Origin of the sequence: Shinella zoogloeoides (assembly GCF_022682305.1) — a bacterium.
GTDB lineage: Bacteria > Pseudomonadota > Alphaproteobacteria > Rhizobiales > Rhizobiaceae > Shinella > Shinella zoogloeoides_B.
Map to the genome: position 1 here is coordinate 2,321,652 of NZ_CP093528.1, position 23,730 is coordinate 2,345,381.

General features: G+C 64.9%; 21 protein-coding genes and 1 other RNA gene. 4 read left to right on the plus strand and 18 right to left on the minus strand.

Annotated elements, in window-relative coordinates; all coding sequences use genetic code 11:
• Positions 1-91: 91 nt before the first annotated feature.
• The 12 genes from murB to mraZ form a co-directional block, all read right to left on the minus strand.
• Positions 92-1,066, minus strand: coding sequence for a UDP-N-acetylmuramate dehydrogenase (murB, locus tag MOE34_RS11675; protein WP_242216973.1), 975 nt, complete (start codon positions 1,064-1,066; stop codon positions 92-94).
• On the minus strand, positions 1,063-2,478 hold the full coding sequence (gene murC, locus MOE34_RS11680; protein ID WP_242216975.1) for a UDP-N-acetylmuramate--L-alanine ligase: 1,416 nt from the start codon (positions 2,476-2,478) through the stop codon (positions 1,063-1,065). The genes murB and murC overlap by 4 nt, the downstream gene beginning before the upstream one ends.
• Positions 2,475-3,596, minus strand: coding sequence for an undecaprenyldiphospho-muramoylpentapeptide beta-N-acetylglucosaminyltransferase (murG, locus tag MOE34_RS11685; RefSeq protein WP_242216977.1), 1,122 nt, complete (start codon positions 3,594-3,596; stop codon positions 2,475-2,477). Before murG ends, murC begins: the two co-directional genes overlap by 4 nt.
• A 9-nt stretch (positions 3,597-3,605) precedes the next feature.
• Positions 3,606-4,760 (minus strand): putative lipid II flippase FtsW, encoded by a 1,155-nt coding sequence (gene ftsW, locus MOE34_RS11690; protein WP_242216979.1) that lies wholly within the window; start codon positions 4,758-4,760, stop codon positions 3,606-3,608.
• A gap of 15 nt (positions 4,761-4,775) precedes the next feature.
• On the minus strand, positions 4,776-6,173 hold the full coding sequence (murD, locus tag MOE34_RS11695) for a UDP-N-acetylmuramoyl-L-alanine--D-glutamate ligase (protein ID WP_242216990.1): 1,398 nt from the start codon (positions 6,171-6,173) through the stop codon (positions 4,776-4,778).
• A gap of 6 nt (positions 6,174-6,179) precedes the next feature.
• Positions 6,180-7,280 (minus strand): phospho-N-acetylmuramoyl-pentapeptide-transferase, encoded by a 1,101-nt coding sequence (gene mraY / locus MOE34_RS11700; protein ID WP_242217001.1) that lies wholly within the window; start codon positions 7,278-7,280, stop codon positions 6,180-6,182.
• Positions 7,281-7,393: 113 nt separating this feature from the next.
• A complete protein-coding gene (locus tag MOE34_RS11705; protein WP_242217002.1) occupies positions 7,394-8,827 on the minus strand; it encodes a UDP-N-acetylmuramoylalanyl-D-glutamyl-2,6-diaminopimelate--D-alanyl-D-alanine ligase in 1,434 nt (477 codons plus the stop codon).
• On the minus strand, positions 8,824-10,275 hold the full coding sequence (locus MOE34_RS11710; RefSeq protein WP_242217004.1) for a UDP-N-acetylmuramoyl-L-alanyl-D-glutamate--2,6-diaminopimelate ligase: 1,452 nt from the start codon (positions 10,273-10,275) through the stop codon (positions 8,824-8,826). Before MOE34_RS11710 ends, MOE34_RS11705 begins: the two co-directional genes overlap by 4 nt.
• A 65-nt stretch (positions 10,276-10,340) precedes the next feature.
• Entirely contained in the window at positions 10,341-12,086 is a 1,746-nt protein-coding gene (locus tag MOE34_RS11715) for a peptidoglycan D,D-transpeptidase FtsI family protein (protein WP_242217006.1), read from the minus strand.
• A complete protein-coding gene (ftsL, locus tag MOE34_RS11720; RefSeq protein WP_160786029.1) occupies positions 12,086-12,481 on the minus strand; it encodes a cell division protein FtsL in 396 nt (131 codons plus the stop codon). Before ftsL ends, MOE34_RS11715 begins: the two co-directional genes overlap by 1 nt.
• Before the next feature lie 3 nt (positions 12,482-12,484).
• Positions 12,485-13,510 carry a 16S rRNA (cytosine(1402)-N(4))-methyltransferase RsmH gene (gene rsmH, locus MOE34_RS11725; protein ID WP_242217016.1) on the minus strand — a complete coding sequence of 342 codons (1,026 nt, stop codon included), beginning with the start codon at positions 13,508-13,510 and terminating at the stop codon, positions 12,485-12,487.
• Positions 13,511-13,524: 14 nt separating this feature from the next.
• Complete coding sequence (gene mraZ / locus MOE34_RS11730; protein ID WP_242217019.1) at positions 13,525-13,965, minus strand: division/cell wall cluster transcriptional repressor MraZ; 441 nt, start codon at positions 13,963-13,965, stop codon at positions 13,525-13,527.
• Positions 13,966-14,507: 542 nt separating this feature from the next.
• Between mraZ and MOE34_RS11735 the strand changes: the two genes are divergently transcribed.
• Positions 14,508-15,758: a glycosyltransferase gene (locus MOE34_RS11735; RefSeq protein ID WP_242217020.1), complete on the plus strand. Its 1,251-nt coding sequence runs from the start codon at positions 14,508-14,510 to the stop codon at positions 15,756-15,758.
• Between the two features lie 29 nt (positions 15,759-15,787).
• Here MOE34_RS11735 and rnpB read toward each other — a convergent pair.
• The 5 genes from rnpB to MOE34_RS11760 form a co-directional block, all read right to left on the minus strand.
• An RNA gene (gene rnpB, locus MOE34_RS11740) (RNase P RNA component class A) lies at positions 15,788-16,183 on the minus strand.
• 41 nt (positions 16,184-16,224) lie between these two features.
• Positions 16,225-17,406, minus strand: a complete 1,182-nt coding sequence (locus tag MOE34_RS11745) for an NAD(P)/FAD-dependent oxidoreductase (protein ID WP_242217021.1) — start codon at positions 17,404-17,406, stop codon at positions 16,225-16,227.
• A gap of 76 nt (positions 17,407-17,482) precedes the next feature.
• Positions 17,483-18,139 (minus strand): lytic transglycosylase domain-containing protein, encoded by a 657-nt coding sequence (locus MOE34_RS11750; RefSeq protein ID WP_242217022.1) that lies wholly within the window; start codon positions 18,137-18,139, stop codon positions 17,483-17,485.
• Between the two features lie 224 nt (positions 18,140-18,363).
• Positions 18,364-19,128, minus strand: coding sequence for an N-acetylmuramoyl-L-alanine amidase (locus tag MOE34_RS11755; protein WP_242217023.1), 765 nt, complete (start codon positions 19,126-19,128; stop codon positions 18,364-18,366).
• Positions 19,125-19,865 (minus strand): J domain-containing protein, encoded by a 741-nt coding sequence (locus MOE34_RS11760; RefSeq protein ID WP_242217024.1) that lies wholly within the window; start codon positions 19,863-19,865, stop codon positions 19,125-19,127. Before MOE34_RS11760 ends, MOE34_RS11755 begins: the two co-directional genes overlap by 4 nt.
• Before the next feature lie 240 nt (positions 19,866-20,105).
• Here MOE34_RS11760 and MOE34_RS11765 point away from each other — a divergent pair, with 240 nt between their 5' ends.
• The 3 genes from MOE34_RS11765 (at position 20,106) to MOE34_RS11775 (ending at position 23,109) form a co-directional block, all read left to right on the plus strand.
• The gene (locus MOE34_RS11765) at positions 20,106-21,320 is read left to right on the plus strand and encodes a pyrophosphate--fructose-6-phosphate 1-phosphotransferase (RefSeq protein WP_242217026.1); all 1,215 of its coding nucleotides are present in this window, start codon (positions 20,106-20,108) and stop codon (positions 21,318-21,320) included.
• Positions 21,321-21,405: 85 nt separating this feature from the next.
• On the plus strand, positions 21,406-22,035 hold the full coding sequence (locus MOE34_RS11770) for a LysE family translocator (protein ID WP_242217028.1): 630 nt from the start codon (positions 21,406-21,408) through the stop codon (positions 22,033-22,035).
• A 132-nt stretch (positions 22,036-22,167) separates the two neighbouring features.
• Entirely contained in the window at positions 22,168-23,109 is a 942-nt protein-coding gene (locus tag MOE34_RS11775; protein ID WP_242217029.1) for a lytic transglycosylase domain-containing protein, read from the plus strand.
• Between the two features lie 30 nt (positions 23,110-23,139).
• On the opposite strand, the gene MOE34_RS11780 is transcribed toward MOE34_RS11775, so the two are convergent.
• Complete coding sequence (locus MOE34_RS11780; protein WP_242217031.1) at positions 23,140-23,727, minus strand: GNAT family N-acetyltransferase; 588 nt, start codon at positions 23,725-23,727, stop codon at positions 23,140-23,142.
• Positions 23,728-23,730 lie beyond the last annotated feature (3 nt).

Consider the following 23,730-nt stretch of genomic DNA (forward strand, 5'->3'; position numbering starts at 1 on the left):
AATCAACGCGCTGCCAAGCATAGCATTCCCCAAACTTGGCTGAACAGGGGCTGAACGAGCCGCCGGACGGCGGCTCGGCGAGGCCTGCGAATCAGGCCGTCGCGCGGCCGAGGAATTCCTTGACCTCGTAGCCCGGCATGAACTTGCCGAGGCGCTTGATCTCCCATTGCAGCATGATGCCGGAATGCTCCAGCACGCGGCTGCGCACGGTTTCGCCGAGATATTCCAGCTCGTAGCCGGTCGCCTGCCCCGTGTTGATCATGAAGTTGCAATGCATGGGCGACATCTGCGCGCCGCCGATCATCATGCCGCGGCAGCCCGCCTCGTCGATCAGCTTCCAGGCCGAATGCCCCTCGGGATTCTTGAAGGTCGAGCCGCCGGTCTTCTCGCGAATCGGCTGGACGGTCTCGCGATGCTGGCGCACGGCGTCCATCCTGGTGCGAATCTCCTCCTTGTCGCCCGCCTGCCCCTGGAAGACAGCATGGGTGAAGATGAGATCGGCCGGCGCTGCGGAATGACGATAGGTATAGCCCATGTCCGCATTCGACAGCACATGCCGGTTGCCCTTGCGGTCGACGGCGTGGACCTCGACGACGAGGTCCTTCGTCTCCCCGCCGTTGGCGCCGGCATTCATGCGCAGCGCGCCGCCGATGGAGCCGGGAATGCCATAGTAGAACTCGAAGCCGGCAATACCGTGGTCGAGCGCCATGGCGGCGATGTTCTTGTCCGGGCAGATCGCACCCGCCTTGATGCGGTTCTCTCCGGCAAGCTCGACATCGCCAAAGCCCTTGGCCGAGAGGCGAATCACGACGCCGGGAATCCCGCCGTCGCGCACGAGCAGGTTGGAGCCGACGCCCGTCACCGTCAGCGGCACGTCTTCCGGCAGCAGCTTGAGGAAAGTCGTAAGGTCTTCGACGTCATGCGGATGGAACATCAGCTCGGCAAGGCCGCCAGCGCGGAACCACGTCACGCGATCCATCGGCGCATCCGGCGTCAGGCGGCCGCGGACCGCCTTGATGCCCTCGCCCAACGACGCCAGAAGTTTTGCCCCATCAACCGTCTTCATGCCACCTCACCCGAAATGCCTGCAAGTTCCCTGGGCAGCGCCTGCGCCCAATACGTGATGCTGCCAGCCCCCAAGAGAACCACGAAATCGCCGGGCTTTGCAATGCCGGCGACGATCTCCGCCAGTCCTTCGGGCGCGGCCAGGAACCGCGCGTCGCGATGACCGCCGGACTTGATGCGCGATACCAGCTCCTCGGCGCTGACACCCTCGATCGGGTCCTCGCCCGCCGCATAGACCGGCGCGATCATGATCGTGTCGGCATCGTTGAAGCAGCCGGCGAATTCCTCGAAGAGGCTCGCCACGCGGCTGTAGCGATGCGGTTGGTGCACGGCGATGATCCGGCCCGAGCAGGCCTCCCGCGCCGCGCGCAGCACGGCCTTGATCTCGACCGGGTGGTGGCCGTAATCGTCATAGACGCTCACGCCGTTCCAGCTTCCGGTGAAGGTAAAGCGCCGCTTGACGCCGCCAAAGCTCGCAAGCCCCTTGGCGATGGCGTCGGGCGCGATGCCGAGGCGCTGGGCGACGGCGATGGCCGCCGTGGCGTTGGAGACGTTGTGGCGGCCCGGCATGGGCAGGCGCAGGTCCTTCATGGAAATCACCTGGCCGGTGCGGCGGCGGCGGATTTCCACGTCGAAGACCGAGGTCGCGCCGTCCATGCGGATATTGCCGAAGCGCACGTCCGCCTGCGGGTTCTCGCCATAGGTAATGACCTTGCGGTCCTCGATGCGGCTGACCATGGCCTGCACTTCCGGATGGTCGAGGCACATGACGCCGAAGCCGTAGAACGGCACGTTCTCGACGAACTGGCGGAAGGCCGCGCGCACGGCGTCGAAATTGCCGTAGTGGTCGAGATGTTCCGGGTCGATATTTGTGACGACGGCGACATCCGCCGGCAGCTTCAGGAAGGTACCGTCCGACTCGTCGGCCTCCACCACCATCCACTCGCCCTCGCCCATGCGCGCATTGGTACCGTAGGCATTGATGATGCCGCCGTTGATGACGGTCGGGTCCAGGCCGCCCGCTTCCAGCAGCGTCGCGACCATCGAGGTCGTCGTCGTCTTGCCGTGCGTGCCGCCGATGGCGATGGCATTGCGGAAGCGCATCAGCTCGGCGAGCATTTCCGCGCGGCGCACCACCGGCAGCAGCTTCTCGCGCGCCGCGATCAGTTCCGGGTTCGTCTTCTTGATGGCGGTGGAAACGACGACCACCTCGGCATCGCCGAGGTTTTCCGCCTTGTGGCCCACGAAGACCTCGATGCCCTTGTCACGCAGGCGCTGCACATTGGCGCTGTCGGACTGGTCCGAACCCTGAACGCGATGGCCGAGATTGTGCAGCACTTCGGCAATACCGCTCATGCCGATGCCGCCAATGCCGATGAAATGAACGAGCCCTATGCTCTGCGGCATCTTCATGGCCGTTCTCCCTTGAATTGTGCGATCGTCTTGCCGCCCGCAATAGCCTCAACCATCGAGGCGAGCAAGCGCGCGGCGTCCGGTTTGCCCGCCTTTCTGGCATTCGCGGCCATGGCGGCCATGCCGGAAGGGTCGTGCATCGCCTTGGAAACGATGCTCGAAAGGCGCTCCGTCGAAAGCTCGGACTGGGCGATCACCTTCGCCCCGCCACCGGCCGCGAGCGCCGCGGCATTGGCCGCCTGGTCGTGATCGAGCGCGTGCGGATAGGGCACGAGGATGGCCGGCCGGCCGATGACCGAGACCTCCGAGACCGTCGAGGCACCCGAGCGGCTGACGATGAGATGCGCATGGCCAATGCGCGCGGCCATGTCGGTGAAGAAGGGCGAGACCTCGGCGGGAATGCCGAGATCGGCATAGGTCCGCACCACCTCGTCGCGGTCTTCCGGCCGAGCCTGCTGGGTGATCCTCAGCCGCGCGCGATCCGCCGGCTCCATCGCCGCGATCGCCGAGGGAATGGCCTTGGAGAAGAACTGCGCGCCCTGGCTGCCCCCGAAGACAACGAGGCGGAACTCGCCGTCCGTCGAGGCTTCATAGGGAATGCTTGCCGCTTCCAGCACGGCCGGCCGCACCGGATTGCCCGTCGTCACCGTCTTTTCCGAATACGACCCGCCCGTCTCCGGCAGGAAGCCGCCAGCAATGGCCTTCACGCGGGCGGCGAGCGCCTTGTTGGCGCGGCCCATCACGGCGTTCTGCTCGTGGATCATCGAGGGAATGCCCATGCCGGTGGCGGCGAGAAGCGGCGGCAGGGTCGGGTAACCGCCGAAGCCGACGACGACCTTCGGCTTCAGCCGCGCCATCAGCTTTCGCGCGGCACGGATGCCCTTCCAGAGCGTCAGGAGCGACTTGGCGACGCTGAACGGATTCTTGGAACCGATGGTCGCCGAGGGAACGATATGGATTTCGTCCGCCGGGAACTTGCCGGCGAAACGCTCGGCGCGGCTGTCGGTGACGAGATGCACCGACCAGCCGCCGGCCTTCAGCTCATGCGCAAGCGCCTCTGCGGGAAAGAGATGGCCGCCGGTACCACCGGCGGCGAGAAGAACGATGCCTTTGGTCATGCAAAACCCTTATTCAGCGGGCGCCACGATGCCGCCGCGGAAGAGGCTGCGCTCGGAGGCACGCTTTTCCGGCCGGTGGCGGGTCAGCGCCAGGACGAAGCCGGCCGTCACGCAGATCGCGATCATCGACGAGCCGCCGTAGGAGATCAGCGGCAGCGTCATGCCCTTGGCCGGCAGCAACTCGAGATTCACGCCGATATTGATCATAGACTGGATGCCGAGCTGCAACACGAGACCGGCCACGGCGAAGCGCGTGAAATCGTTGCGCTCCTTGAAGGCGTGGTTAAGGCCGCGCATCACCACGAAGGCGAAGATCAGCACGATGACCATGCAGAAGATGATGCCGAACTCTTCCGCCGCGACGGAGAAGATGAAGTCGGTATGGCTGTCCGGAATGATGCGCTTGACGGTGCCCTCACCCGGTCCCTGGCCGAACCAGTCGCCACGAATGATGGCCTCGCGCGCCGTATCCATCTGGAACGTATCGCCCTCGCCGGTCATGAACTTGTCGATACGCGCCGCCACGTGCGGCAGGAACGTGTAGGCCGTCAGCAGGCCGCCGACGCCCGCGCCGCCGAGGATGATGATCCACAGCCACGGCATGCCGGCCATGAAGAACATGCCGCCCCACACGGCGGCCGTCAGGATCGTCTGGCCAAGGTCGGGCTGGGCGACGAGCAGCGCCGCGACGATGCCGAAAAGGATGATGGCGAAGAGATTTCCGGGGATTTCGGGCTGGCGGGCATGCTCGGCGAAGAGCCAGGCGCAGATGACCACGAAGGCCGGCTTCATGAATTCGGACGGCTGGATGGAGAAGCTGCCGATGGAGATCCAGCGCCGCGAGCCCTTGACCTCGACGCCGAAGAACAGCGCCAGCACCATGGCGGCGAGCGAGACGACGAGCAGGATCACCGCCGCCCGGCGCACCTGCCGGGGCGACAGGAACGAGATGCCGAACATGACGGCGATGGCCGGCAACAGGAACATCGCGTGTCGCTTGACGAAGTGGAAGCTGTCCAGCCCCAGACGCTCGGCCACCGCCGGGCTTGCCGCGAAGGACAGCATGAAGCCGAGACCCATCAGCAGGATGAAGGCCGCGAGGAAGAACCGGTCTATCGTCCAGAACCAGTCCGCCAATGCACCACGTTCGGCACGACTAACCATGTCTCTATTCCTCGTCTAAACTTCCACCAGCATGGACACGCCCGGCAACGCCGCCACGTGTTTCACGAAGGCGTCGCCCCTGACTTCAAAATTCTTGTACTGGTCGAAGCTTGCGCAAGCCGGGGACAGGAGAACGGCGACAGGGCCGCTGCCATCCTTGCCGGCATCCGCCGCCGCATCCTCCACGGCGCGCTCCAGCGTGACCGATATTTCGTGCGGAACCGCCCCGCCGAGCGTTTCGGCGAAGGCCGGCGCGGCCTCGCCGATCAGATAGGCCTTGGCGATCTTCGGGAAGAAGCCGTCGAGGGTGGAGATGCCCCCCTCCTTCGGCACGCCGCCGGCGATCCAGTAGATGCGTTCGAAGCTAGAAAGCGCCGGCGCCGCCGCATCGGCGTTCGTTGCCTTGGAATCGTTGACGAAGAGCGTGTCGCCCTTGCGTCCGACCGGCTGCATGCGGTGCTTGAGGCCGGGGAACGATGCAAGGCCGGCGCGGATCTCATCCTCATTGAGGCCGACCGCAAGGCAGGCGGCGACGGCAGCCGCCGCGTTCTGCGCGTTGTGGCTGCCGCGCAGCGTCTGGATCGGGGAAAGGTCGGCGATCTGCCGTGTCGCCCCACCCTCGGCCCGGATCAGGCGTGCGCCCTCGGCATAAATGCCGTCGGCCAGCACGTTTCGCTTGGAAATGCGCATGACCTTCGTGCCGGTCCGCTCGACGCCATCGGCAATCAATGCGCAATAGGTGTCATCGATGCCGACGACGGCCGTACCGCTGCCGGTGACCAGCCGTGCCTTGACGTCGGCATAGTGCTGCATCGAGCCGTGCCGGTCGAGGTGATCGGGCGTCAGGTTGATGAGGATGCCGACGGAGGGGTTCAGCGTCGGCGCGAGATCGATCTGGTAGGACGAGCACTCGACCACGTAGAAGCGGCCGGCCTTCGGCGGATCGAGCGTCAGCACGGCCGTTCCGATATTGCCGCCGAGCTGCGTGTCGCGGCCGCTCGACTTCAGGATATGGGCTATAAGCGCGGTGGTCGTCGACTTACCGTTCGTGCCGGTGATGGCGATGAAGGGGCAATCCGGTGCATGCGCGCGGCGCTCGCGCACGAAGAGTTCGACGTCGCCGACGATCTCGGCCCCGGCGGCGCGGGCAAGGTCCGCGCTCCAGTGGGGCTCCGGATGGGTGAGCGGCACGCCGGGCGACAGCACCAGCGCGTCGATGCTCTTCCAGTCGAGCGCGTGCAGGTCGCCGGTCCTGATACCGGCGGCGGAAGCGTTCTCCACGCTCGCCGGATTGTCGTCCCAGGCGATGACATCCGCGCCGCCGGCGGCGAGCGCCAGCGCGGTCGCAAGGCCCGAGCCGCCAAGCCCGAACAGCGCGACCGACTTGCCCTTGAATGTGGTGACGGGGATCATGACGCCCTACCGCAGCTTGAGCGTGGAAAGGCCGACCAGCGCCAGCACGACGGCGATGATCCAGAAGCGCACGACGACCTGGCTTTCCGTCCAGCCCTTCTTCTCGAAGTGGTGGTGGATGGGGGCCATCAGGAAGACGCGCTTGCCGGTGAGCTTGAACGAGGCGACCTGGATGATGACCGACAGCGTCTCCATGACGAAGAGGCCGCCGATGATCGCCATGACGATCTCGTGCTTCGTGGCGACGGCGACGGAGCCGATGAGGCCGCCGAGCGCCAGGGACCCGGTATCGCCCATGAAGATGGCGGCGGGCGGCGCGTTGAACCACAGGAAGCCGAGGCCGGCCCCGATGACCGCGCCGAGCACGACCGCCAGTTCACCCGTGCCGGGCACGAAATGGATCTGCAGGTAGTTCGAGAAGACCGCATTGCCGGCGAGATAGGCGATGAGGCCGAAGGCCGCCGCCGAGATCATCACCGGAACGGTGGCGAGACCGTCGAGGCCGTCCGTCAGGTTCACGGCATTGCCGGCCGCGACGATGACGAAGCCGCCGAACAGCACGAAGAAGATGCCGAGATTGACCAGCACGTCCTTGAAGAAGGGGAAGGTGATCGAGGAACCGAAGGTGGAGCCGGCGGCGCCTGCCGAAAGCGTGGCGCGCATCATGAAGAAGGTGGCGATGCCGGCGATCAGGAATTCGAGGCCGAGGCGCGCCTTGCCGGAAAAGCCCTTCTCCGTCTGCTTGGTGACCTTCAGGTAGTCGTCGTAGAAGCCGATAGCGCCGAAGCCGAGGGTGACGAGCAGCGTCGCGACCACGTAGACGTTGGAAAGGTCCGCCCAGAGCAGCGCGCTGCCGACGATGCCGGCAAGGATCATCAGGCCGCCCATGGTGGGCGTTCCGGCCTTCTTGAAATGCGTCTGCGGCCCGTCGGCGCGGATCGGCTGGCCCTTGCCCTGGCGGATGCGCAGCGACGAGATGATCATCGGCCCGAACAGGAAGACGATGGTCGCGGAGGTGAACAGCGCGGCGCCGGTGCGGAAGGTAATATAGCGGAACAGGTTGAACACCTGAATGGTGTTCGCCAGCTCGACGAGCCAAAGCAGCATTGTCACCCTTTCCCCAAAGGTTCCCGAAAGCGTCCCCGGTGTGACCGACCGGAGATGGGAAGCAAATCACATAAAAGATAAGGTCCGGCGGGTCTCACCCGGCCGAACCTCCCTCAAGTCTCGCGTTCCCTCTCGGAGAACGCCGGATATTTGTCAAGCAGGGCGGCGACGATGCGGCTGAAACCCGTGCCCTTCGACGACTTCACGACAAGCACATCGCCCGGCTGCACCGCCTCCAGCGCATGGGCGGCGAGCGCGTCGGCTGTCTCGCGATAGTCCGTCTCGATTTCCTCCGGCAGCGCGTCGCGCAGCGCCGCCATGTCCGGGCCGCCGAGCCAGACCGTGCCGATGGCGCCAGCGACGAGCGGTTCGGCAAGGCCGGCATGGACGGCGGGCGAATGCTCGCCCATCTCCAGCATGTCGCCGAGCACGGCGATGCGCCGACCCCGGCCATGCGGCTCGGCGTCACGTAAAAGCGCGATGGCAGCCCGCATCGAGGCAGGATTGGCGTTGTAGCTCTCGTCGATCAGCGTGAACCAGCCGCCGTCCTTGGCGAGCCGGTAACGCCGGCCCCGGCCCTTCTCGGCCTCCATGGTGGCAAGGCCAGCCATCGCCTTCTCGATATCGCCGCCGGCAAGATGCACAGCGCCGAGCACGGCGACGGCGTTTTCCGCGATATGCCGGCCGGGTGCGCCCATCGGCACTTCCAGCGTCTGCCCGCCGACGGCGGCGCGCAGCAGGCTGCCTTCCGGGCCGCTCGTGAAATCGAGCAGGCGGAATTCCGAACCGGGATCGGCCCCGAAGCTGTGGATATGCGAGACGCCGGCCGCTTTCGCCGCCCGTTCGAGGAAGGCGAACTGCTCGTTGTCTCGGTTGAGGATCGCGTGTCCGCCCGGCACGACGCCCTCGAAAATCTCGGCCTTGGCGGCGGCGATCTCTTCGAGATCGCGGAAATTGCCGAGATGGGCCGCAGCGATGGTGGTGATCATCGCGATATGCGGGCGCACCATGCCGACCAGCGGGCGTATCTCGTCCGCGTGGTTCATACCGATCTCGAAGATGCCGTAGTCGGTGGTCTCCGGCATGCGGGCGAGCGTCAGCGGCACGCCCCAATGGTTGTTGAAGGAGGCGACGGAGGCATGCACGCTGCCGGAGGGCGACAGCGCCTGGCGCAGCATCTCCTTGCTCGTCGTCTTGCCGACCGAGCCGGTGACGGCGATGATGCGCGCCGCCGTGCGGTCGCGCGCCGCGCAGCCGAGGTCGATCAGCGCCTGAAGCACGTCCTGCACCACGATCATCGGCGTGACGAGGCGGCCGAGCGCCGGCAGCTTGCCTTCGCTCACCACCAGCAGCCCCGCGCCGTTGGCGACGGCGAAGCTCGCGAAATCGTGGCCGTCCACGCGGTCGCCCTTGATGGCGAAGAAGGCCTCGCCCGGCGCGATGGCCCGGCTGTCGATGGAAATGCCGGTCACGCCCTGCGGCAGGTTGCCGATGGGGCGGCCATGCATGGCGGCGATGAGGTCAGCGCTGGTCCAGAGCCAGGTCAACGGTCCAACTCCTCCAGCGCCTTGCGCAATTCGGCATGGTCGGAGAACGGCAGGGTCACGGTCCCGACCGTCTGCCCTTCCTCATGCCCCTTGCCGGCGACGATCAGCGTGTCGCCCGATTGCAGCATCCTGACAGCCCCGCGGATCGCTTCCGCGCGGTCGCCGATCTCCGTCGCGCCCTTGGCGGCGGCCATGATCTCGGAGCGGATGACGGCCGGCACTTCCGAGCGCGGATTGTCGTCGGTGACGATCACCACATCGGCCAGACGCGTGGCGATCTCGCCCATGATCGGCCGCTTGCCCTTGTCGCGGTCGCCGCCGCAGCCGAAGACCACGATGACGCGGCCGGTGGTGAAGGGACGCACGGAGGTCAGCACGTTCTCCAGCGCATCCGGCTTGTGTGCGTAGTCGACATAGGCGAGCGCGCCGTTCTTCGCATGGCCCACCAGTTCGAGGCGGCCGGACGCGCCAATCAGCTTTTCGAGCGCGGCCATGGCAACGGCGGCGGGAACGCCGGTCGACATAGCAAGGCCGGCCGCGACCAGCGCGTTCGCCACCTGAAAATCGCCGGCCAGCGGAATATGAACTTCAAAAATCTCGCCGCCGGCATGGATTTCGGCGGTCTGCTTGTGGCGGAAATGCTCGACGCGCTTCAGCGTCAGGTAGTCACCTTTACGGCCGACCGTGCGCACGTCGAGACCGGCCTTGCGCGCGGCGTCGATCGCCACGCCCGACCATTCGTCGTCGGCATAGATGATGGCGGGCGCGCCCTTTTCCAGGAGCGTATCGAAGAGCCGCATCTTGGAGGCCATGTAGTGCTCGACCGTCGGATGGTAGTCCATGTGGTCGCGGCCGAGATTGGTGAAGGCGGCGGCGGAAAGCCGCACGCCGTCGAGGCGCGACTGGTCGAGGCCGTGGCTGGAGGCCTCCATGGCGGCATGGGTGACGCCGGCATCGGCAAGCTCGGCGAGCAGTTCATGCAGCGACACCGGGTCGGGCGTCGTCAGCGAGCCATAATCGTTGCGGCCGGGCGCAACGACGCCGGTCGTGCCGATCATCGCGGCCGCATGGCCGGCATGTTCCCATATCTGGCGGGTGAAGGAGGCAACGGAGGTTTTCCCGGCAGTGCCGGTGACGGCCACCATGGTTTCCGGCTGACGGCCATAAAACCGCGCGGCGGCAAGCGCCAGGAAGCGGCGCGGCTCGGCAGCGGCGATGACCGGCACGGACGTCTCGACCTTGGTACCCTCGGCAACCACGACAGCGGCTGCGCCCCGGGATACGGCGTCGTCGATGAAGGCGCTGCCGTCGGCCCTGGTGCCGGAAACGGCAACGAAGAGATTGCCGGGCTTGACCTTGCGGCTGTCGCTGGCGATGCCGGTCGCGTCTATCGCGGCGGCGGCGCTGAGGTCGTTGGTTTCGGGTCCGGCGAGGTCACTGATCTTCATTGTCCGCTCTGTTGCTTTCTTTGGCGGCCGATTCAGCTCTCGAATCGGCATCCCGTCATCTCCATTCAATAAGACACAAGCAAGGCAGACCCGTCCTCACCAAATTTCGGCTTTACACCGAGAAGCGCGGCGGAACGGCGGATGATCTCGCCCACCATGGGCGCGGCATTGAGACCAGCGGTGCGGCCCCCGCCCTCGCCCGTCTGCGGCGCATCGATGAAGGTCAGGACCACGTATTTCGGGTCGTCGATGGGGAAGCCGGAGAGGAAGGCGTTAAAGTTCTGCGTGTTGGAATAGCGCCCGCCCACGACCTTGTTCGCCGTGCCGGTCTTGCCGCCCACGTTGAAGCCCGGCACCAGCGAGCGCCGGCCGGAGCCGTCGTTGGCGTTGAGCTTGAAGAGGTAGCGCATGCTCTCGACGGTCTTGGGACCGATGACGACCTTGGCGATCTCGTCCGCCTCTTCCTGCGTACGCGGCAGGAAGGTGGGGTTGAGGAGCTTGCCGCCATTGATGAGGGCTGCGCCCGCCACCGCCGTCTGCAGCGGCGTCGTGGAAACGCCGTGACCGAAGGAGATGGTGATCGAGTTGATCTTCTTCCATTCGCGCGGCTGGCTCGGGGTCTTCACCTCGGGCAGCTCGGTCTCCATGCGCGTCAGGAGACCCATGCGCGTCAGGAACTCCTTGTGCGCCTCGATGCCGACGACGTCGGCCATCTTGGCGGTGCCGATGTTGGAGGAATACTGGAAGATCTCCGGCACGGTCAGCACGCGATGCTTACCGTGAAAGTCCTTGATGGTAAAGCCGCCGATGCGGATGGGCGCGCGGGCGTCGAAGCTGTCGGTGAGCCGCACCTTGCCCGAATCGAGCGCCATGGCGGTCGTGAAGCTCTTGAAGGTGGAGCCCATTTCGAACGTGCCGTTCGACATGCGGTTCATCCAGCCTTCCTTGGCGCCCTCGGCCGGGTTGTTCGGATCGTAGTCCGGATAGGAGGCCATGGCGAGGACCTCGCCGGTGCGCACGTCGAGCACGACCGCGCCGGCGGCGATGGCCTTGTATTTCTCCATGCCGTCCTTGACGACCTCACGCACCACGGCCTGCACGCGCAGGTCGATGGAAAGACGCACCGGCTCCAGCTTGGCGTCGCTCGTCATGCCGATGGCGGCAAGGTCGGCGAGACCCTGGCTGTCGATGTAGCGCTCCATGCCGGCAATGCCGCGGTTGTCGATATTGACGTGGCCGACGATATGCGAGGCGGTCGCGCCGCCCGGATAGAAGCGGCGCTTTTCCGGCCGGAAGCCGACGCCGGGAATGCCGAGCGCGAGGATGCGGCTCTGCTGCTTGGGCGTGAGCTGGCGCTTCAGCCACTGGAAGCGGGACTTGGAAGTAAGCTTGCGATAGGTGCCCCGGCGGTCGAGGTCCGGCATCACGGTCGCCAGCATCTCGACCGCCTCATCCGCATCGACGATCTTGTGCGGCTCGGCATAGAGCGAGACGGTGCGGATGTCGGTGGCGAGGATTTCGCCGTTGCGGTCGACGATATCGGGACGCGAGGCCATCAGGTGGTCGGCCGGGCCGATGGAGGAGACGGTCTCGGGCGAGGCCATGCCGTACTGAACGAGCCGGCCGCCGATGACGGCATAGACCATGCCGAAGCAGCAGATGATGACGGCGACGCGGCTACGGGCCTGCGAGCCGGAGCGCTTGCGTGTGCCCTCGAAGGCCTGCCCGTTGCCGCCGACGCGGTTGTTGTTGCCGCCGGCGCTGAAATGCGCCTTGCTCTTCAGGTCCATGATGCGGGAGAGGAACGACATCAGTTTGCCACCGATCCGGTTTGGATTGCGTCCGTGCTCTTCTTCTTGGTCTTCTTGTCGCCCTCGGCGATTTTCTCGTCCTTCGCAGGCTCCAGCGCCGGCAGTTCGGCGGTCGGCATCGGCAGCTCGTTCGGCTGGGCGAGTTGGGTCGATTCGGTCGGCACGAGCTTGAGGTCGGCTTCGAAGGTCTTGACGAGGCGGTTGAGGCGGTTCGGCTGCGTCAGCAGCGCCCAGTCGGCCTTGAGGAGATCGATCGTATCTTCCTCAAGCTTGATCTCGGCGTCGAGCTTGCGCACCTCCTCAAGCTTGTTCTCAGCCTGATGCTTGATCGAGTAGGTAACGGTGGCTGCTGCGGTCATGACGGCGATCATCACGACATCAAGGGTACGGAACATCACTCAGCTTCCCATCTTCTCGAGGCTGGCAAGGTTGGGCAGGTTGAAAATGGACAGATCATCCGTCCCGGCAGGGGCGCCCGTGCGCTCACCCGCCCTCAGCTTCGCGGATCGGGCGCGCGGGTTGACCGCGCTCTCCTCGTCGCTCGCGGCCACCATAGGGCGCCCGACTGGTGCGAAGGTTGCGGCCTTGTCGTGAACCTGCGGCAGATGGCGCGATCCCGCCGCCTTGCCCGCGCGATCCTGGAAGAATTTCTTGACGATGCGGTCTTCCAGCGAATGGAAGGAAACGATGACAAGGCGACCGCCCGGCTTCAGCGCGCGCTCGGCGGCGAACAGCGCCTCGGCCAATTCACCGAGTTCGTCGTTGACAAAGACGCGCAGCGCCTGGAAGACGCGCGTCGCGGGATGGATCTTGTCCTTGGCCTTGCGCGGCGTCGTCAGCTCGATGAGGTTGGCGAGCTGGCGCGTTGTCGTGAACGGCTCCTTCTCGCGCGCTTTCTCGATGGCCCGGGCGATACGGCCGGCCTGCTTTTCTTCGCCGAGGAAGCCGAAGATGCGGATGAGATCGGAAACCTTGGCGCGGTTCACCACATCGGCCGCCGAAACGCCGGAGGCCGACATGCGCATGTCGAGCGGCCCGTTCTTCTGGAAGGAGAAGCCGCGCTCGGCCTCATCGATCTGCATGGAGGAAACGCCGATATCGAGCACGATGCCATCGAGGCCGCCCGCGGGCGCGTGCTCGGCAAGATCGGAAAAGCGGGAATGAATGAGCGTAAGACGGCCGCCGGAGGCCTTCACCAGGTCCTGCCCGCCGGCAATGGCCGTCGGGTCGCGGTCAAGACCGATGACGTCGGCACCGGCCGCAAGGATGGCGGAGCTATAACCGCCAGCGCCAAAAGTGCCGTCGAGGATGACCTGGCCGGGCTTGGGCGCAAGCGCTTCGAGGACTTCGGAGAGAAGAACCGGAATGTGACGGACCGGTCCGCCATCGGCATCAGAAACCCCGTTGCCAATATCCGCCGCCATTCCGATTCTCCGTCTTACACCGAGCCCAGACCTCGCGTTCTGAACTCTTCCCGGGCTGCCGCCTGCGTGGCTAGAAATGTCTGCGGCGCCCAGAGCTGAAAATGATCCGCCCGACCGACAAAGGTCACGTCCGTCGTGATGCCCGTATAGTCCCGGATGAAATCCGTGACCGGCAGGCGCCCCTCCGAATCGAGCTTCATGAAGACCCCGCCCCCGTGAATGAGGAGCGACATCCCGTTGGCCTTCGGCGAAAACGCATCCTCGCTGGCGATCTGGCGCTCGAAACGATCGAGCAGATCCAGCCCACCGACGCTGATCGCCGGAAACATGAAATCCTGGAAGCAATAAAGTTCCCGGATGTCGCGTTGCGACAGCACGGAGCGGAATGCCGAAGGAACGGAAACCCTCCCCTTGGCATCGACCCTGTTCGTCGCATTCGACAGGAACCGGTTCATGACGCGATACAGCCGCTTCCAAAGCCGGAGCGCTGTGCATCCCCCCCGGCGTTACCAACACAACACCACGCGCGCAAACCTGCCCCGATGCGGCACTGAAGTGCCACACCGTCCCCGGACGGTTCGCCTCAAAGCTTTGCGATGATCGGACGCTCATGCGTCCTCGTGCAGTGTGATTTTGGGATACCATGGGACCATATGGGCGTCAATGGGAAGAGACCTCGTTCCCTTTACTCGGACCGTCAAAGGCTCACAGGCGTGAGAATTTGCGTTGTGCAAAAATTCACGTTCTGGGGTTAGTTTGTTTTCCTGGTAAAAACAGTTTCTTAACCGTAATTTCCAATAGTTAACATGAAGTTAAGACAGACTGCCGGTGCAAGGAAAGGCGCATGTCGACCTCAAATATAGATATGAGTTTTCCGGAGACTTACGAAACGAGGCCGCAACGCATACCCGGTCATCGCGCGACACTGTCGATACGATGAAAATAGAATACCAGATACTATTGCAAGAAATTACGACATAAGAAGAAGAGAGAAGACATGCTGAAGAAAATCCTGTTCGTTACATCCTTTCCGCCCTTCCCGATGGATCGCAGCGGGGGCGGGATACGATCACGGTTGCTTCTCGATGCACTGGCAGAATGCGGGCAGGTCAGCATTTTTTACCTGAACTATCGCGGCGCCGACCACGACCTTCAAAAAATTCCCGGCTCACCCTTTGGCAACGGCACCCTGCTGCTCTCGGAATCCGTCCTGATTCCCGGGCACGGAAGCGGGAAGGTCCGCGCCTATGCCGCCAAAGCCTTCGACTTCGTCGCCGGCCGGGGCATGGCCGCGGCGGGTCTGAGGGTCAGCAAGGAGGCACGCCGGCTTATGGGCGAGATGATCGATCGCGGGGACGTCGATCTGGTCGTCGGCCGCCTGAGCCGCCCGACAGCGGTCGCCGGTCTCCTCGAGGAGCGGCGCGTGCCCCTCATCGTCGACGCCGACGATTGGGAGCCGAGCCGCACCATCGCGCAGATCCGCGCAACGCCTGCCCACAATGTTCCCTTGCGCATTTTCCTGCGTCGCTACCTTCAAGGCTCGCAGGCCCTCGGAGACCGGCTTCTTGAAAGGGCCGATCACGTCTGGCTCGCATCCGAGGCGGACACGTCGATGCTCGCCCGCCCGAATGTCACGACCCTCCCGAACCTGCCACTGGCGAAAGCAGGCGAGTCGATCGCCCCTCTGGACAGGTCTGCCCGGGATTCGAAAACCCTCTTTGCCGTCGGCCAATGGAGCCGTTCACAGAATTCCGACGGCATGAAGTGGTTCCTGCGAAACGTCTGGCCGCTGCTCGTCGAACGCATGCCCGAAGTGGAGCTTCGCATCAGCGGCGACACCCCGGAAGCACTGGCGCGGGAATGGCGCGCGCTGCCGAATGTCCGCCCGCTGGGCTTCGTCGATGACCTGCGTGCAGAATACGACAAGGCGGCCCTGGTGGCCGCCCCGATCACCTGGGGCGGCGGCACCAAGATCAAGGTTCTGGAGGCGCTTGCCTATGGCCGCGTGCCGGTCGGCCCGGATCATGCCTTCGACGGCCTTGCCGATGTATCCTCCATCCAGGCCATCGCCGCCGTCGAAAACGACCCGGCGAGAACCGCCGAGACGATCGCGAGCCTGCTCGACGATCCGCAGGCGCGACACGCGCGCGAGGTTGCGGCCGTTGAATATTACCGGGAAAACTACTCCGTCGCCGCATTCAACCGGCACGTCCGGAATACCGTGGAGCAGGTTATCGGGCTGGAATGACCGCCCTCGCCCAGACGGCATAGAGAGAATTTGCCAGTTGGCCTGTAAGCCGGGTTCTGTATGGCTCCGGCTCTCGCCGGAACGTGGCAGCCATTCATCTGGGACCGGACTTGCGCCCGGCCTCTTGCAACCCACCCGGATGACCGGCCCGGAAACAGGCTGGACCGCTTGCGCGGCCCGCGTCATCCCTATTCGGTTTTGCTCCCGGTGGGGTTTACCGTGCCGTCCATGTCGCCATGGCCGCGGTGGGCTCTTACCCCACCCTTTCACCCTTACCTTCCGGGGAAGGCGGTTTGCTTTCTGTGGCACTTTCCCTGGGGTCGCCCCCGCCGGACGTTATCCGGCACCGTGTTTCCGTGGAGCCCGGACTTTCCTCACCCTGCGGCCTTTCGGCACTTGCAAGGCGCGGCTGCCCGGCCAACTGGCAGGGGGTGACTAGCCCATGGCGGACCGAAACACCAGAGCCTCAGCGAAAATGAACGGCGAAATCGGTTTCATAGTCCGGTTCGTCGAGCTGGCCGCGAATCACAAAGTCCGCGCCGATACGGCCGATCTCGTCGGAACTCTTGGCCGCCGCGCCGTTACCGCCGGTCAGAAGCGCGATGCGCTCGCCCGCCACGAAACCGGCATAGGGATAACCGTGCTCAGTGTAGGTCGTGACGCAGGGAACGGAGACGAGGCGTACCGGGTCGAGATCGGGAAGCGATCGGGCGAGCAGCCGCTTGAGATGGACGATGGCCTCTGGCCGCCCCTCCACGCGGAACCAGTCGCGGATCGCCTGCTCATCCTCTATCGCCACTTCGGTCGGGTCGCCACCGATCTTGAGATAGGTGTTGCCGTCCGGATAGACGATGGGCGGCAGGAAATAGAAATGGTCGGAGGGATCGGCGCTCTCGTCGATCCACGAAGGCATGCCGCTATAGGCTGCCACCTGCTCCGGCTTCAACTGCGCCAGCACGATGGTGCGCGCCTTGACGACCAGCGACGGCACTCTCGGCAGCAGCCCCGGCGCCCGGGAAAAGCCGCCGGTCGCCACCAGTACGCGGCCGCCCGTCACCGAACCACCGGACTTCAGCGCCACGGACGCCCGGTCGCCGGCGTCCGTCACGGCAAGCACATCATCGGAGACAGAGACCCCACCTGCCTTTTCCATGGCGGCGACCTGCGCGGCGACGAGCTTGCGGGGATCGACATATCCCGCCCCCTTCGCCTCGAAGACCCCGGCGGAAGTCTCCGGCAGGGCGAACCACGGGAACTGTGCGCGCAACGCGGTTCTGTCTAGCAATGGCGCGTCGAGCGCATACCGCCTTGCAACCTCCTCGACGGAGCGGACGAAATCGCTGCCGGCCGGGCCGCTGATCAGGCAGCCGGTCTCGCCATAGAAGGCGATGCCACTCTCCGCCTCGATCTCGCGGTAGCGTGCGATCGAGCGGTTGGCGAGCAGCGCCCAGTCCCGGTCATGGTCGATGGTGCGGGTGATGCGCCCGCTGTCGTAGTGGCTGGAAAAGACGCCGTCATGCGCCTTCCAGTCCGCCGGCTCGCCCCGTCCGACGAGCGCCACGGAGGCCCCCGTCTTCGCGAGATGCCGCGCGGCGGCCGCCCCCATCATGCCTCTGCCCACGACGACGAAATCGAAATGCCGAACCATGCTCCACCCTCACCTTTCGAGGATGGCATAGCATGGCGGCAGGCCGATTCCAGCCTGTGAAAAATCCGGGCGGGCGTCAGTCGATATAGCTCTGCACCTTGCCGCAATAGCGCTTGGAGACCGGGTTCATGCGCTTGGCGCCATGGCCGGCATTGTACTTGAGAATGGTGCCGCAGGTCGTACCACCGCCGAGGTCATGCGCCATGGCGAGGTACTTCATGCCGAACTTGATGTTCGTCTCCGGGTCGAAGAGACCCTTGGCGCTGCCGCGATAGCCCATCATGCGCGCCGTCGCCGGCTTGATCTGCATGAGGCCGATTTCGCCGGCGCTGCCGCGGGCCTTGGGGTTGAAATTGCTTTCGACGCGAACGACCGCATGGGCAAGGTCGACCGGAACGCCGTAGGTCCTCGCATAGGTCTGGATGAGGCTGGAATAACCGGCCGCCTTCACGCCCGCCTTCAGCGGATTGTCGGCCTGCGGATAGCCAGTCGTGCTCTTGAAGGTCTTCAACTGGCCGACCACGACCTCGTCCCTGTCGGCGGACGTCTTGCGCTTGCCGCGCTTGCTCGAAACCTTGCGCGGTTTCTCCTGACCTTGGGCTTCGGCCTTTTCCGCCTTGGCGGTCTTTGCAGCCGGTCCCCGATAGTCGCCGGATGCCGCATGCGCCATGCCGGCGGAAAAAACGGACGCGCAAAGGCAGGCCGCGCTGAGGGCAGCAAGAAGTCTTCTCATCTATTTCCAGTCTCCAAAAGGCGCAAAGGCAGAGCCTTGGCGGCGGCATCCTTGGCCGCGCACCTTGCGCAAACGTCTCGATCCTTGTTGGGTGCGATCAGGCCCTGACCGCATGCTGCGCTGCAACGAACGCAACCGGAAAGAACATCCCCAATCGGGTCAGGATGTGGCGAAACGGTAAACTTCTGTTACAAACCGTAATATTCGAATATTCGAAAGGGCTTTCAAGCTACCAGTCGCGGAAGCGCGGACAGCAGCCTGTGCAGCGTGTCGATGGTCGAAAAATCGGCGATGCCATCGACCCGATCAGTCCGGAAATGACGCTGGAAAGCCGCGACCACGCCCTCGGTCTTTTCCGAGTAAGTCCCATCGATTTCAATACCATAGCCATAGAGCGACAGCATGGTCTGCAACGCCTCGACGGGCTGGCCGGCATCCCCCCGCTGGAAGAAGCGCCCGCCGGTGATGGCGGACGGCTCCACCCAATGCCCGACGCCCGACGCATGGAGGCGCGCCCATGGGAATTTTTCACCCGGATCGACCTTGCGGATGGGGGCCACATCGCTGTGCGCGAGCACCCTTTCAGGGGCGATTCCCCACCTTCCGCCACAATCGAGACAAAGTTCGACGACCGCCCGGACCTGCGCATCCGGGAAATCCGGCAGTCCGCCGGGATGACCGGGATTGGCGATCTCGATGCCGATGGAGGCCGAATTGATGTCGGTCTCGCCCTGCCAGAAGCTCTTGCCGGCGTGCCAGGCGCGATCCGCCTCGCGCACGAGCTGCTCGACGCGCCCGTCCTCATGCACGAAGTAATGACAGGAGACCTGGCTTTCGGGCGCGCAAAGCCACTTCAGCGCGCCGTCCGCCGTTTCCATGCCGGTATAATGCAGGAGGATGATATCGGGCGAGCGCCCGCCCGCCCTCTCGCCGAAATTCGGCGACGGCGCAGCGGTCGCGCCGGAATAGTCACATGTGAATGCGCTCATGCGGCGCAGCGTTCCTTCTCGATCGCCTCATAGGCAGCGTTGAGCGCGGCCATGCGGTCGTTCGCGATCTGATGGAACTCGGCCGGCACGCCACGCGCAACCAGCGTATCAGGATGGTTCTCCGACGCAAGCACCCGGTAGCGCTTGCGGATTTCGGCAAAGTCGTCGCTCGGCTTGACGCCGAGAACCTTGTAGGGGTCGCGGCCGCTGATATGGACGTGACGCGCCGTGATCTGCTCGAAGCGCTCGTCGGCCATGCCGAAGATTTCCGCCACGCGCGACAGATATGCCATCTCGCTCTCGTGGATCAGCCCATCGGCCTTGGCGATATGGAACAGGCCGTCGACGATATCCTCGAGGATGGGGCAGTTCTTCTCGCAGGAGACGCAGAGCGCTTTCATCTTCTCCGCATAGGCCTCGTAGCCGGCGACGTCCTGCCGGGCGAGATTATACAGCCGGGCGACATTGGCCGCCTGGTTGTCGGGATACTTGAAGATGTCCTTGAAGGCATCGACCTCGGCGGTCGTGACGATGCCGTCCGCCTTCGCCATCTTGGCGGAAAGCGCGATCATTGCGACGGAGAAGGCAACCTGCCGGCGTGTTTCCGGATCGCCCTCGAAGAGCGTCCGCACAGCCTCGACCACGCCGGACAGCACGTTGCTGGCGGCATCGGAGACCATGCCGACAAGGCGATCCCATACGGCACTGATGAAGCAACTCGGCGAATTCTGGAACATAAGGTGATCTTGATCAGACAATTGCAGGGAAAGCAAGGCAGGAAATGGCCGGATGACAAAATTTTGATGCCCCTCATTAAGTGGAGGCATCGAATTTTCCGGTGCATGGATTTTCGCCGGCCCGGCATAGAAGACAATCCGTCATGGAGTGCGGATAAGTTCGCCGCGCCGTTCCCCTCCGGGGGATTCTAGGCTAGACAACGCCCACCCATCGAGACGTGCTGAAGCCGAGGAGGAAACATGGCCAAGCAGAAAGTCGCAATGCTGACCGCCGGCGGGCTCGCGCCCTGTCTGTCGTCCGCCGTCGGAGGCCTCATCGAACGCTACAGCGACGTTGCGCCGGAGATCGAGCTGGTCGCCTATCGCTCCGGCTACCAGGGCCTCCTGCTTGCCGACCGGATCGAGATCACGAAGGACATGCGCGAGAAGGCGCCCCTCCTCCATCGCTACGGCGGCTCGCCCATCGGCAACAGCCGGGTGAAGCTGACGAACGCCGCCGACTGCGTGAAGCGCGGCCTCGTCAAGGAAGGCGAGAACCCGCTGCGCGTGGCCGCCGAGCGGCTCGCCAAGGACGGCATCACCATCCTCCACACCATCGGCGGCGACGACACCAACACCACGGCCGCCGACCTTGCCGCCTATCTCGGCGCGAACGGCTACAACCTCACCGTGGTCGGCCTGCCGAAGACCGTCGACAACGACGTCGTGCCGATCCGCCAGTCGCTCGGCGCCTGGACGGCCGCCGAAGTCGGCGCCGGCTTCTTCGACCATGTCAGCAACGAGCAGAGCGCCGCGCCGAAGACACTCGTCGTGCACGAGGTCATGGGCCGCCATTGCGGCTGGCTCACCGCCGCCACCGCGCGCGCCTATATCCAGAAGACCAGCGGCAACGACTATGTCGACGGCTTCATGATGAACAAGCAGCTCAAGAACATCGACGGCCTCTACCTGCCGGAGCTGGACTTCAACCTCGAAGCCGAGGCCGAACGGCTGAAGGCGGTCATGGACCGCGCCGGCTTCGTCACGCTGTTCGTCTCGGAAGGCGCCTGCCTCGACGCCATCGTCGCCGAGCGGGAAGCGGCCGGCGAGACCGTCAAGCGCGATGCCTTCGGCCATGTGAAGATCGACACGATCAATGTCGGCAACTGGTTCTCCAAGCAGTTCGCCGCCCTGCTCGGCGCCGAGCGCGCCATGGTGCAGAAGTCGGGCTACTACGCCCGCTCCGCCCCGGCGAACCGCGACGACCTGCGCCTCATCCAGAGCATGACCGACCTTGCCGTCGAAAGCGCGCTGAACAAGGTTTCCGGCGTCACCGGCCATGACGAAGGCCAGGGCGGCAAGCTGCGCACCATCGAGTTCCCGCGCATCAAGGGCGGCAAGCACTTCGACACCTCCGCCAGGTGGTTCGGCGAGGTGATGGACAGCATCGGCCAGAAGTGGAAGCCGGCGGCCTGAACAGGGCTGGCGACACATCCCGCTTGACGGCAAAAACTTGCAATGGCTTGCTCCCCGGATAGACCACATATCCGGGGAGTTTTTCATGTCCTTCGACCATTGGCTCGCCTTCGCCGCCGCATCCGCCGTCATGCTCGCCATTCCGGGTCCGACGATCCTCCTCGTCATCTCCTATGCGCTCAGCCATGGCCGGCGCACGGCGGGGGCGACCGTCGCGGGTGTCGCGCTCGGCGACTTCACCGCCATGACCGCCTCCATGCTCGGCCTCGGCGCGCTGCTCGCCGCCTCCGCCGCCGTCTTCACCGTGTTGAAATGGGTGGGCGCGGCCTATCTTGTCTGGCTCGGCATCAAGCTCTGGCGCGCACCCGCCACGATAGGCGCGGAGGGCGAGGCCCCGGCGGAAGAAAAGCCCTTGCGCATCTTCGCCCATGCCTATGTCGTGACGGCGCTGAACCCCAAGAGCATCGTCTTCTTCGTGGCCTTCCTGCCGCAGTTCCTCGACCTCTCCCGGCCGGTGCTGCCGCAGATGGTGATCTTCGAGGCGACCTTCCTCGTCCTCGCCACGCTGAACGCCTTCTCCTATGCCCTGCTCGCCTCCGCGGCACGCAAAACCATCCGGAACCCCACGGTCCAGAAGGTCGTGAACCGCACCGGCGGAACGCTCCTGATCGGCGCCGGACTGCTCACCGCAGGCCTCAAACGGGCGGCGGCATGACGCATCGCGAGGTCTACGGGTTGCCGCTTGCGGCCTGATCGGCTATGAGCGGGGCACGGCCACGGCCGATTGATTTGCAAAAGCGGGGGCGTTTCGACGCCCCTGAACCCCGGCAAACCGAGAGCGACGACCATGGCTGATACCCCCGTTTCCCGTCCGGCACGCGTTGCCGCGCTTGCCTGTGCAGGCCTTCTTGCAACGCTTGCGGGCTGCGCCAGCGTCGCTGAGGACGCGGTGACGGCCAAGACCGTGACGCCCGCCCCGGCCACCGCCGCGACGACGGATATCGCCGCCGCTGACGGCACGACCACGGAAGTCGCCTATGCGGCTCTCCCCGTCGCTAAGCCCGGCACGGAAAACACCGCCACCGCCCTGCCGACGCCGATTGCCGTCGCGGGCGATACGGCGGCTGCCGCAGTTCCGGTCTCCGCCCTTGCCGAGGCCAAGGCGGAAACGGGCGCTGCCGCCGCCACCGCCGCGCTTGCCGGCAATACGGGCAATGGCGTGACCGCCGTCGCCGGAATGCCGCCGGCCTACGACACCGTCATCGGCGTCTCCGTCATGGAGCCGGGCTTCGACACGGGCGAGCCGGAAGGCCTCGAACAGCTCGTCGCCAGCCGCAAGATCGTGCCGATGGCCAAGCCGGCAACGATCAGCAACGCCGTCCTGACAACCGAGACGCGCCTGACGGTGCCGCAGACCGAGCAGCCGTTCAAGAAGTCCGGCACGCCGATCGACGCGCTGATCACCAAATACGCCGCCCTCTACGGTATTCCGGAATCGCTGCTGCACCGCGTCGTGCGGCGCGAAAGCACCTACAATCCGAGAGCTTTCAATCGCGGCCACTACGGCCTGATGCAGATCAAGTATTCGACGGCCAAGAGCATGGGCTACGAAGGCCCGGCGGAAGGCCTGTTCGACGCCGAGACGAACATTAAATATGCCGGCAAGTACCTGCGCGGCGCATGGATGGTCGCGGACGACAAGAACGACGGCGCCGTGCAGCTTTACGCCGCCGGCTACTATTACCACGCCAAGCGCAAGGGCCTGCTGGACGAAACCGGCTTGCGGTGAGGTAAGCGGGCATCGATCGCCCTCATCCGCCTACCGCGCCCGTTTCAGCCAGAACGACATCGGCTTCTCGCTCTCGCCTTCTTCACCGATATCCTGCCAGGCCAGCATCGTGCGCAGATCCGCGCGGTGCGCATAGCCGCGCCTACCCCAGAATTCGTCCAGCGGCATATAGTCCGCCGGGCGCAGCGGATGGTCCTTCGGCCGCTCCACCGCGCAGAAGGCGCACCAGTCGAAACGGTTAAGGCGACGCGCATAGGCCTCTCGCTCCTCGAAGAACCGCACACCAAGCCCCCTGCCCCGATAGGCTGGCAGAAGCACGGATTCCCCGAAATAGAAGACCGTTGCCGGATCGATGCCGGCATCGACGAATGGCGCCTTGAAGACCTCGGACGCATCGGTCATCGGCACGCCCGTCGAGGCGCCGACGATCCGCCCCCCGTTCAGCGCCAGCACGAAGAGGCTTTCGGGCGATTGCGCATAGGTTGCCAGATAGGAGACCTCGTAGTCCTCGCTGCCCTCGTAGAGATAGGGGAAGGCGCGGAAGACGTCGGTGCGCAGGCGCGCGAGATCGGCGATATGCGGCATGACGGCCTTGCCGTGGACGATCTTGATCTGCATGAT

Coding starts and splice junctions, on each gene's coding strand:
- rsmH (WP_242217016.1), bottom strand. CDS start 13,510: ATGGCGGCGGATATTGGCAACGGGGTTTCTGATGCCGATGGCGGACCG.
- MOE34_RS11750 (WP_242217022.1), bottom strand. CDS start 18,139: ATGAGAAGACTTCTTGCTGCCCTCAGCGCGGCCTGCCTTTGCGCGTCC.
- MOE34_RS11755 (WP_242217023.1), bottom strand. CDS start 19,128: ATGAGCGCATTCACATGTGACTATTCCGGCGCGACCGCTGCGCCGTCG.
- ftsL (WP_160786029.1), bottom strand. CDS start 12,481: ATGTTCCGTACCCTTGATGTCGTGATGATCGCCGTCATGACCGCAGCA.
- MOE34_RS11735 (WP_242217020.1), top strand. CDS start 14,508: ATGCTGAAGAAAATCCTGTTCGTTACATCCTTTCCGCCCTTCCCGATG.
- MOE34_RS11760 (WP_242217024.1), bottom strand. CDS start 19,865: ATGTTCCAGAATTCGCCGAGTTGCTTCATCAGTGCCGTATGGGATCGC.
- MOE34_RS11770 (WP_242217028.1), top strand. CDS start 21,406: ATGTCCTTCGACCATTGGCTCGCCTTCGCCGCCGCATCCGCCGTCATG.
- murB (WP_242216973.1), bottom strand. CDS start 1,066: ATGAAGACGGTTGATGGGGCAAAACTTCTGGCGTCGTTGGGCGAGGGC.
- ftsW (WP_242216979.1), bottom strand. CDS start 4,760: ATGGTTAGTCGTGCCGAACGTGGTGCATTGGCGGACTGGTTCTGGACG.
- MOE34_RS11765 (WP_242217026.1), top strand. CDS start 20,106: ATGGCCAAGCAGAAAGTCGCAATGCTGACCGCCGGCGGGCTCGCGCCC.
- murD (WP_242216990.1), bottom strand. CDS start 6,173: ATGATCCCCGTCACCACATTCAAGGGCAAGTCGGTCGCGCTGTTCGGG.
- MOE34_RS11710 (WP_242217004.1), bottom strand. CDS start 10,275: ATGAAGATCAGTGACCTCGCCGGACCCGAAACCAACGACCTCAGCGCC.
- MOE34_RS11775 (WP_242217029.1), top strand. CDS start 22,168: ATGGCTGATACCCCCGTTTCCCGTCCGGCACGCGTTGCCGCGCTTGCC.
- murG (WP_242216977.1), bottom strand. CDS start 3,596: ATGACCAAAGGCATCGTTCTTCTCGCCGCCGGTGGTACCGGCGGCCAT.
- MOE34_RS11780 (WP_242217031.1), bottom strand. CDS start 23,727: ATGCAGATCAAGATCGTCCACGGCAAGGCCGTCATGCCGCATATCGCC.
- MOE34_RS11745 (WP_242217021.1), bottom strand. CDS start 17,406: ATGGTTCGGCATTTCGATTTCGTCGTCGTGGGCAGAGGCATGATGGGG.
- mraY (WP_242217001.1), bottom strand. CDS start 7,280: ATGCTGCTTTGGCTCGTCGAGCTGGCGAACACCATTCAGGTGTTCAAC.
- MOE34_RS11715 (WP_242217006.1), bottom strand. CDS start 12,086: ATGTCGTTCCTCTCCCGCATCATGGACCTGAAGAGCAAGGCGCATTTC.
- murC (WP_242216975.1), bottom strand. CDS start 2,478: ATGAAGATGCCGCAGAGCATAGGGCTCGTTCATTTCATCGGCATTGGC.
- mraZ (WP_242217019.1), bottom strand. CDS start 13,965: ATGAACCGGTTCCTGTCGAATGCGACGAACAGGGTCGATGCCAAGGGG.